This window comes from Arsenophonus sp. ENCA, from assembly GCF_002287155.1.
Lineage (GTDB): Bacteria > Pseudomonadota > Gammaproteobacteria > Enterobacterales > Enterobacteriaceae > Arsenophonus > Arsenophonus nilaparvatae.
In genome coordinates this window covers 1-5,052 of record NZ_NHNG01000636.1, presented here as the reverse complement: position 1 = coordinate 5,052, position 5,052 = coordinate 1, and the positions used below count along the sequence as shown (strand labels likewise).

The 5,052-nt window shown below is 37.1% G+C and carries 7 protein-coding genes; 4 read left to right on the top strand and 3 right to left on the bottom strand.

The genetic code is table 11. The features are described from left to right. From CBG25_RS16470 to mobB, 3 genes are all read left to right on the top strand, one after another. A partial coding sequence (locus tag CBG25_RS16470) for a transposase family protein (protein ID WP_290603898.1) occupies positions 1 to 353 on the top strand: 353 nt, incomplete at its 5' end. Between the two features lie 53 nt (positions 354 to 406). Next, positions 407 to 1,000, top strand: coding sequence for a molybdenum cofactor guanylyltransferase MobA (mobA, locus tag CBG25_RS16465; protein ID WP_290607951.1), 594 nt, complete (start codon positions 407 to 409; stop codon positions 998 to 1,000). Beyond that, on the top strand, positions 990 to 1,508 hold the full coding sequence (gene mobB / locus CBG25_RS16460; RefSeq protein WP_290607949.1) for a molybdopterin-guanine dinucleotide biosynthesis protein MobB: 519 nt from the start codon (positions 990 to 992) through the stop codon (positions 1,506 to 1,508). Before mobA ends, mobB begins: the two co-directional genes overlap by 11 nt. 230 nt (positions 1,509 to 1,738) lie before the next feature. On the opposite strand, the gene gorA is transcribed toward mobB, so the two are convergent. Both gorA and CBG25_RS16450 read right to left on the bottom strand, forming a co-directional pair. Next, positions 1,739 to 3,091 carry a glutathione-disulfide reductase gene (gene gorA, locus CBG25_RS16455; protein ID WP_290607948.1) on the bottom strand — a complete coding sequence of 451 codons (1,353 nt, stop codon included), beginning with the start codon at positions 3,089 to 3,091 and terminating at the stop codon, positions 1,739 to 1,741. 111 nt (positions 3,092 to 3,202) lie between these two features. Next, a complete protein-coding gene (locus tag CBG25_RS16450) occupies positions 3,203 to 4,045 on the bottom strand; it encodes a 23S rRNA (adenine(2030)-N(6))-methyltransferase RlmJ (protein WP_290607947.1) in 843 nt (280 codons plus the stop codon). A gap of 171 nt (positions 4,046 to 4,216) precedes the next feature. Between CBG25_RS16450 and CBG25_RS16445 the strand changes: the two genes are divergently transcribed. Continuing rightward, the gene (locus tag CBG25_RS16445) at positions 4,217 to 4,609 is read left to right on the top strand and encodes a DUF1090 domain-containing protein (protein ID WP_290607946.1); all 393 of its coding nucleotides are present in this window, start codon (positions 4,217 to 4,219) and stop codon (positions 4,607 to 4,609) included. A 162-nt stretch (positions 4,610 to 4,771) separates the two neighbouring features. Here the strand turns inward: CBG25_RS16445 and CBG25_RS16440 are convergent. After that, a partial coding sequence (locus tag CBG25_RS16440; RefSeq protein WP_290603775.1) for a transposase family protein occupies positions 4,772 to 5,052 on the bottom strand: 281 nt, incomplete at its 5' end.

Below are 5,052 nucleotides of genomic sequence, written 5' to 3'. Positions count from 1 at the left end.
TGAGCAAAAATGGGCGCCGTCACGATAAACGCTTACTCGATAAAGTCGATATAATTCGCCATATTCCTCCTGAGGTAACCATCTGGGCAGATACCGGTTTTCAAGGTATAGATAAACAGCATCCTAATACACAAATCCCAAAAAAAGGAACTCGAAAAAGACCTTTATCGCCTGAACAAAAACAAGAAAATAAAATAATCTCGGGCATCCGTATTACAGTTGAACACGCCATCGCGGGTATCAAGCGCCTCGGTTGCATGACCCAAATTTTACGGAATCGTAGACCCTTTATTGATGATACCTTCTTACTCCTTAGCGCAGGTCTTTGGAATTTCCATCTCAGAACAGCGTAAAATTTACTTCAATCACCGAAACACCCTTATTTCACTATTAAGCAACACGCTTTATGGCAAAAATTGTAGTCACTGGCATAATATTAGCAGGTGGGCAAGCTCGTCGAATGAATGGGTGCGATAAAGGGCTGATCCAGATTGCAAGCCAATCACTTTACCAATATGCAATTGCAAAACTGTTGCCACAAGTTGATTATCTATTCATCAATGCCAATCGAAATATCACAAAATATCAACAAGCAGGATATCCTGTTATTGTTGATACCATAGACGATTTTGCTGGCCCCCTAGCCGGCATGTTAGCAGGTCTTTATGCCGCTCAAACATCTTGGGTTGCCTTTGTACCTTGTGATGTGCCAGATTTTCCCGATGACCTAGTGATGAAACTTTGGCAAGGTCGCAAAGAAAATGTTGGCAGTTATGTCGCGATCGCTGGCTTTAACCATCCAACTTTTGCATTACTTCATCGTTCTGTTATCCCAACACTAGAAGAAAATTTAATTAAGCATCAGCACAAGGTAATGTCTTTTATGGAAAAAATTAACGCTTCAGCAGTAAATTTTGCCAGTTATGACAAAAATTTTGTTAATCTGAATACGTTTGCAGATTGCTATCAATGGGAGCAACAGCAAATAAATGACAAATAAAAATGTAATTCCACTACTTGGAATAACAGCTTATAGTGGTACGGGAAAGACAACGCTATTAAAGAAAGTTATTCCTTTTCTAGCTAAAAAGAATATTCTAGTCGGGATTATCAAACATACCGATCATGACATGGACATTGATAAGCCTAATAAAGATAGCTATCAATTACGCCAAGCAGGCGCTAAGCAAACATTAATTGCCTGCCAACAACGTTGGGCGTTAATGACAGAGACATCAAATAATACCGCTCTTGATTTAGCTTATTTAGCCAATCAATTTGATCCCCAACAAACCGATTTAATTTTAGTTGAAGGATTTAAAGAAGAAAGTATCCCTAAAATTGCGCTGTATCGAGCGAATTCCAATCGTCCTTTCTTGGATATTATGGATCAACACTTGATGGCAGTCGCAAGTGATGACAAACAAGCTACCCAACTTCTGCAATTGGATATTAACTCTCCTGAACAGATAGCCGATTATATCGCTAATTGGTTAACAGACAAATGATAAAAATAAATAATAAAACAGACTATTTTATTAATAATAGATTTTTATTGTAAGTTCTGGATGAATTAAATAGGTACTATTGCGATAGGCAAGTAACAGTACCATCAATAAATTAAGCTATATTCTCAACCATCTAATAGCGTTAGTTTTCCGCCGATAATACTTAACCAATAATCTAACCCACGGGTTAAAAATCTATCAATCAAAAATAACCACTGACAAGACAGTGATTATTTCATAGTAACAAATTCTTCTGCCGCCGTTGGATGAATAGCCACGGTATTATCAAAATCTTGTTTAGTAGCTCCCATTTTTAATGCAACAGCAAAACCTTGCAAGATTTCATCCATACCAAAACCGATACCATGAATACCGACAATTTTCTCTTCTTCACCAACACAAACCAACTTCATACGGCAGGGTTGACGATGAGCGGTTACCGCTGTGTACATTGAAACAAAAGACGATTGATATACTTTAATCTTATCGCTACCAAATTTTTCTTTTGCTTGCGGTTCAGTCAAACCAACGGTGCCTATTGGCGGATGACTAAATACTACTGTAGGTATATTGCTATAATCCAGATGCTCATCAGGTTTATTATTAAACAGACGTTCTGATAATCGACGGCCAGCCGCTATAGCAACTGGGGTCAATTCGACCGCTCCGGTATTATCACCGACTGCATACACTCTTACTATATTAGTGTTTTGGAATTTATCAACTTTAATATAACCTTTGTTATCCCGTTCTATACCAGCCAGATCAAGACCTAAATTGTCTGTCATTGGCTCACGACCAATCGCCCATATTAATGTATCAACAGTTTGAGTTTGGCCATTTTCTAACTGTAAAGTTAAACTACCATCAGAGTTTTTAATCACAGCTTTAGGAATAGATTCAGTATGCAATGTTATACCTTCATTTTTCATGATCTCTAGCAATGATTTAACCACCATAGGATCAAAATGACGCAAAGGAGCATGTTGGCGAACAAACAAATGGGTCTCACTACCCAAAGCATTCAATACGCCAGCCAATTCAACAGCGATGTAACCAGCACCAACAACTGCGACTCGCTTAGGTAAAGATGTCAATTGAAAAAAACCATCTGAATCTATCCCATATTCCGCGCCGGGAATATTAGACCAAGCAGGTCTGCCACCGGTGGCAATTAGAATATGATCTGCGGTTAGCTTGCTGCCATTAACCTCAATGGTATGAGCATCAATAAAACGCGCAACGCCATTAATTACCTTAACTTTGTTAGTACTCAAACCAAGTTTATAAGACTCATGGATACGATTAATATAGTTTTGTCGGTTAGTGATCAATTTTTGCCAATCAAATTGATTAATACTCGTATTAAAACCATAATCAGGCCCATAAGCTTTTATCGCTTCTGCAACTTGTGCGGCATACCACATGATCTTTTTGGATACACAACCAACATTAACACAAGTTCCACCTAATGCTTTTGCTTCAATAAGCGCACATTTCTGACCATAAATAGCAGCACGATTTATTGAAGCAATTCCACCGCTACCACCACCAATAGCAATATAATTATAATGCTCATTCATCGTTAATTTATTCCATTTTATTAATTAAATTACAGTTTAACTAACATTCTTATAGGGTTATTTATTAATAACCCGTTAAAAACCACCAAACTACAATGAGGAATAAAAAATCTATTCCGGCACAATCCACTCTACGCAGGTATGACCTATTCCTTCGGGCACTAAAACCTTATGTAACCATGGTAACAACGTACGCATTTGTTGTTCCAATTTCCATGGTGGATTAATGATTATCATGCCCGAAGCCGTCATTCCTCGCTGATCGCTATCTGGACGTACTGCTAACTCAATCTTTAGTATTTTACGGATCCCACTATTTTGCAGTCCGTGCATCATTCGCTTAACTTGCTGTCGTAAAACTACCGGATACCAAATAGCGTAAATTCCAGTAGCAAACCGCTTATAACCTTCTAAAACAGCGTTAACCACTGATTGATAATCTGATTTTAATTCGTATGGTGGATCAATCAAAATAATGCCTCGACGGCTTGATGGCGGGAGCTTAGATTTTAACTGTTGAAAACCGTCTTGCCGTAAAACTTGTGCTCGTTTATCTTTGGCAAATTCTGATCTTAGTATGGGATAATCACTAGGGTGTAATTCCGTCAATAGCAGTTTATCCTGCTCGCGTAACAAAAACTTAGCCAATAATGGCGATCCTGGATAATAGTGAAGATCACCTTTAGCATTCAGTTTATTCACTACTGTTAGGTAAGCAGCTAACTCTGTCGGCACATCATCTCGTTGCCATAAACGCGCAATTCCCTCAAGATATTCTTCCGTCTTACCAGCATGCTTACCTGTTAGTTGATAGCGACCAGCTCCAGCATGAGTATCAAGATACAGAAAAGGCGTTTCTTTTTCCTTGAGAGACTCAATAATCAAACTTTGTACAATATGCTTTAATACATCTGCGTGATTACCAGCATGGAAACTGTGACGATAACTTAACATAAATTTATTACCATTTAATGTAAAAACTGTTTTTGCGGGGGGCTAAATATAGCCACTATTATACTTATATTACCGCACATTTTATCATAGTAATATTAAACTCTGATAATGACATAACATATTTATAGCATTATGCTAAATAGACTATTAACAAGAAAAGGGGAATAGACGATGAGAAAAATATCATTATCAATATATTGTATTGCATTTATGCTTGGTAGTAACCTGGTATTTGCTAACCAACAAATAAAGTTGTGTGAAATAAAAAAACAAACATTACAAACCCAAATCGAATATGCTAAAAAAGATAATAATCAAGATAAAATTGATGGGTTAAAAACGGCTTTAAAAAATTTAGAGAATAATTGTAGCTCTGAGTTTATATATCAAAAAAATAAAAATGAAGTTGAGAAAAAACGCTTAAAAGTTAGAGAACGTGAAGTTGACTTGAAAGAGGCACAAGCAAAAGGAGATAAGAATAAAATTAGTAAGCAGCAACAAAAACTGCAACAAGCCAAAATTGAACTGCATAAAGCAGAGGAAATATTAAAAGCAAGTAAATAAATCATCAGCAAATTAAACGGATTTAAATAAAAATAGGTCATGCTTAAAAATAATTTTGAGCAAATGATAGCCATGCAGCCTAAGGAGAGCAAAAAGGTGAAAAACACATTAAGCGTGTTGCTTAATAGTGAAATAAGGGTGTTTCGGTGATTGAAGTAAATTTTACGCTGTTCTGAGATGGAAATTCCAAAGACCTGCGCTAAGGAGTAAGAAGGTATCATCAATAAAGGGTCTACGATTCCGTAAAATTTGGGTCATGCAACCGAGGCGCTTGATACCCGCGATGGCGTGTTCAACTGTAATACGGATGCCCGAGATTATTTTATTTTCTTGTTTTTGTTCAGGCGATAAAGGTCTTTTTCGAGTTCCTTTTTTTGGGATTTGTGTATTAGGATGCTGTTTATCTATACCTTGAAAACCGGTATCTGCCCAGATGGTTACCT

What these genes read in the sequence shown, in the direction of transcription:
- mobA (WP_290607951.1), top strand. Translation starts at nt 407, where the DNA reads ATGGCAAAAATTGTAGTCACTGGCATAATATTAGCAGGTGGGCAAGCT.
- mobB (WP_290607949.1), top strand. Translation starts at nt 990, where the DNA reads ATGACAAATAAAAATGTAATTCCACTACTTGGAATAACAGCTTATAGT.
- gorA (WP_290607948.1), bottom strand. Translation starts at nt 3,091, where the DNA reads ATGAATGAGCATTATAATTATATTGCTATTGGTGGTGGTAGCGGTGGA.
- CBG25_RS16450 (WP_290607947.1), bottom strand. Translation starts at nt 4,045, where the DNA reads ATGTTAAGTTATCGTCACAGTTTCCATGCTGGTAATCACGCAGATGTA.
- CBG25_RS16445 (WP_290607946.1), top strand. Translation starts at nt 4,217, where the DNA reads ATGAGAAAAATATCATTATCAATATATTGTATTGCATTTATGCTTGGT.